The following is a 3,834-nucleotide window of genomic DNA, read 5'->3' on the forward strand; positions in this document are numbered from 1 at the left end:
GGTTACGATTATCAAGCGTCAACCGCCCCATCGCATCGGCTGCCTGTACGGGATCAAAACGATCTTGTAAACCATATTGCTTGGCGGTGCTGTCTATAAACTGATACAGACCACCAGCAGAAGAACGCGGATTCCTTGCATTGGGATTACCGCCACTCTCAACTTGCGCAACACGGTATAAATAACTTTCCGGCAAGCCATAACGCACCGCTGCTTGACGTATTGCTTGATCAACTAAAGGACTATATCTAGCCATAGATTTTGCTCCTTGCAAATCTGCCAGCTTCTCCCATCAGTGCCGAAGAAACAAAATGCCAGAAACGTTCATTACCAATTCCTGCTTTATGTAATCGTATAAATCTTTGTACCATTTGAGCAACTTCCTGTTGACTCATCCCCTTAACGCCAAAAGTTGCTAATTTTGCTATATCCTGTTCAAATATTTGTCTCTCTTTTTGAGGCAATTTCCTAATCGTATCAGATAAAATATTTTGTATAACTTTCGCCCCAGCACGTGCTGTACTAACTTTTCCGTACGGAATATTAACACCTGTTAGAGGAGAAGCCTCTGGCGTTCCTTGAAATGGCTTTAGTGCTCTTTGCGCCGCATCTTCATAAAATCTTTCATCATCTACAGCTTTCCTCAACGCTTTAATGTTTTTAGGATTTAAAGACCTGCTAAGATTTTTAGACATGCTACCTGTTTGTAAAATATTCGAAAGTCTATTAACAGGGCGGGATCTTTTTAATATCTCATCGATATAATCCCTCATCCCTACGCGATAGGTATTGAGACCATCTGGCATTGCTCCTTTACGAAGACCTTCTGCTATTGTTGCTCCAGAAACATCTCTCTGTACAATGTTTTTGCCTTGTTCTATCGCTTCTTGAAAACCTTTATATTTTTCTACACTAGCCCGCGCTGCTTTATAGGTAGGAGAAATTTCGTCCGTTATCTTTACCAAATTGTTCTTAATCAATTGGTACCCTGAAGACTTTTGATTATCACCAAAATTTTTATACTTTTCAATTAATTCATCTAGACTTTTCTTAGTTTGATCTAATAACTCCATTGTGGGCTTATAGTTAAGATGGCTAAAATTTTTATCATAAAATCGTTGAGCAATTGCTTTGCGTGGGTCCCCTTCTAAGATATCAACTGCTTCTTTAAGGGCATCTTGAAACCATTTATTTTTGAAAAGCCTATTTAGAGCCGGATAATGTCTTTTCGCGATTGGAGTTTGCATCGCTTGTACATAAAGATCTGTATATTCTCTTTCTCCTTGCTCTTTAAGCAACCTTTTTAAAACTTTCGTATCTTGGAGAGGTGTAATGTTTTCATCTGCCGATTGACCAATACGGCGGATAGCATTCTGCACCCTTTCTCCATGAGCATGTTTCAAAAGTTCAGAAACGCGCGTATTTGTTTTCCCCATATTAGCAAGTGATACTTCTAAATTCGGACTAATGTCTGTCAAAAATGCATGACGCGGCGCACTTGCAAGGCGTTCTGCAACATTCTCAACACCATCATCATATAATGTTTTTGCAACTTCCCTAACTGCTTTGGTTTGAACGTCTTTATGAGCAGGATTAAAATACCCTCTTAAAAAAGGAATATGTTGCAATCCATGTCCCGCTTTTCTTACCCCCCAAGAAGCTCCTGTACCAACAAGAGAACCAACAGGACCAGCAACAGCTCCAATACCACCACCAATCCCTGCCGAAGTAAGGCGGTCATAAAGACCATCTCCTGCTCCAGAACCATGCAAAGCACCAGAACCTGCTCCTAAAATTGCCGCTTTACCAAGATTTCCAAATGTTGACGCCGCAGAACCTACTCTCAAAAATCCAAGAGCAGGGATTAATGATGCTACTGTTGGGACAATTGAACCAAGAGTATAACCGATAGAAGATAATATTGGGTGTTTCTTTTCTAAGGCTTTTTGGTAAGCACGTTCCTTGGCTACCCGTCTATTATAGACCTCTTCTGCCCTTTTATCGCCACGCCAATAATCTGTAAAACCTGCTTCATTCGCCGCTTGTAGCTCATCACTATAACCTGCAAAAAAACCAGAAGCACCATGACTCCTTAGTGCATCCCACCACGTAAGATCTTTATCATCAAATGAAAAATCATCTGTTGTAGGTTGTGAATTAAATAATGTTTCTTGAGTATTTGAAATATCTTGAGCTGGACCAATTACCGTTGCGCTTCTAGCCCATTCAGGTAAAAGTGATTTATCATAATTTTTATATTCAGGATAACCTGTCGTTGTTTGAAGATCTGATATATCTCGAGGTAGACCAATTACCGTTGCACTCCTAGCCCATTCAGGTAAAAGTGATTTATCATAATTTTTATATTCAGACATAGCACAACCTATTTTATTACAGGAACCACTTTACCATTTGTATTAACAACCCAAAATTTTGCTCCTTGTGGTAGAGATTCAAACTCTTCTGCACTTTTCACTACGGGTGCATTCGCGCTACCTCCTTGTGACATTCGCGAATCTATAGAATGCTGCGCGCTACTTCCAAATGCTTCATCCACATCCGCAGCTGTTATGTTATCATTCATCAAAATAGCTATTTGAGCATCTGTCGCTTTGTTATAAATCTCCTGTAAACGTTGCAAATTCTTTATAAGATCCTCAGGAGATGAACTCTGTTGCAAAGCACCATAAACACTTTCTAATGTCTTACCTTCCCTATCAGTCAAATTCCCCAATCCTGAAGCGCCATTAGGTGAAAGTGCTTTAATCCGCTCTAACTTATGAAGCATCACTCCTCCCCTGATAGCTTCAAGATGATTTTTCAAACGTGATGCTGGCGTATTCCACAAATACTGTAAAAATTGACCAATCGCACCTGTAGATGCTTTAGGATTTTTCTTAAGTATCCCAAGTGCTTCATTTATCGTATATGCTGTACTCTCTCTCATAATTTTGGCATCTACTATTTGTAATTTTTTCAACTGTTCACGCTGTTGTATTTCGTTATACGCCTTACTACCTTTGATAACCTTTGCTTCATACTCTCCAGTTTGAGGATTGAAAATACGCTGGTAATCTGGAGAAAGTTTAGGTTTATCATCACCTGTCAACAGTGCACTAAGCATTTGAGGATTACTTGCCATAACCCGCGCTTCTTCTTCACTGTAGCCTTTCGATTTTAGATACTCGACCGTTTGGTTAACTTGCCCTCTTTGTTTATCCCCTGCATGAAGCTGTTTTACTCCACTTGCAAGCGCATCCCATCCAGAACCACCAGAGGGAGCTGCTGCCATACCTGCAAAAAGATCTTGAAGCTTCTTATAAGCATCCGATTGGAAAAACTTATAAGTATTAGACTGTAAAAACTTCTCTAAATCTGTCGGTGCTGGAGGTGGTGTTTGAGCCGCTGTATCCACTGGTCTAGCTTGCATTGGTTCATTAATATGAGGTTTAAGACCTTGTGCTTCAAATGCCTGTGCATTTGGCATAGGCGAATGATTACCTACACCAAAAGGCATTTCCATGTGAGGAACAATCGAAGAGGGTAATGGTTCTTGTGGTTGCGGTACATTCGGTAACCTTGGTCCAGTTGGTGCATATGCTTCCTCTGGTGACATCATATCTCCAATGAGACCTGTCGCACCACCTACCGCAGCGGCTTTGTAGTTATTTTTGAGTAATTGCCCTAATCTTTGCGCTCCTGTAGCAGCTTTGGGAGCCACACGAGGATAAAGATATCTCAAAATATGAGGTCCATATCGCAATGCCGCCCCAGTTCCTGCTCCAGCTAATAAGCCTAATAATGGAAATGCCATAACGCCCTCCTACAAAACTC

3 protein-coding genes are annotated in these 3,834 nt (G+C 40.7%); all 3 read right to left on the reverse strand.

Annotated features, from left to right (window positions below):
* Positions 1-256 (reverse strand): transglycosylase SLT domain-containing protein (locus tag PVV64_RS10045; protein ID WP_273760850.1); only part of this gene is annotated, 256 nt, incomplete at its 3' end.
* Entirely contained in the window at positions 249-2,375 is a 2,127-nt protein-coding gene (locus PVV64_RS10050) for a glycine zipper family protein (RefSeq protein ID WP_273760851.1), read from the reverse strand. The genes PVV64_RS10045 and PVV64_RS10050, both read right to left, overlap by 8 nt.
* 8 nt (positions 2,376-2,383) lie before the next feature.
* Positions 2,384-3,814, reverse strand: coding sequence for a hypothetical protein (locus PVV64_RS10055; RefSeq protein WP_273760852.1), 1,431 nt, complete (start codon positions 3,812-3,814; stop codon positions 2,384-2,386).
* Between the last annotated feature and the right edge of the window lie 20 nt (positions 3,815-3,834).

The organism is Bartonella sp. ML70XJBT.G (assembly GCF_028618575.1).
Classification (GTDB): domain Bacteria; phylum Pseudomonadota; class Alphaproteobacteria; order Rhizobiales; family Rhizobiaceae; genus Bartonella.

Coding starts and splice junctions, on each gene's coding strand:
- PVV64_RS10050 (WP_273760851.1), bottom strand. CDS start 2,375: ATGTCTGAATATAAAAATTATGATAAATCACTTTTACCTGAATGGGCT.
- PVV64_RS10055 (WP_273760852.1), bottom strand. CDS start 3,814: ATGGCATTTCCATTATTAGGCTTATTAGCTGGAGCAGGAACTGGGGCG.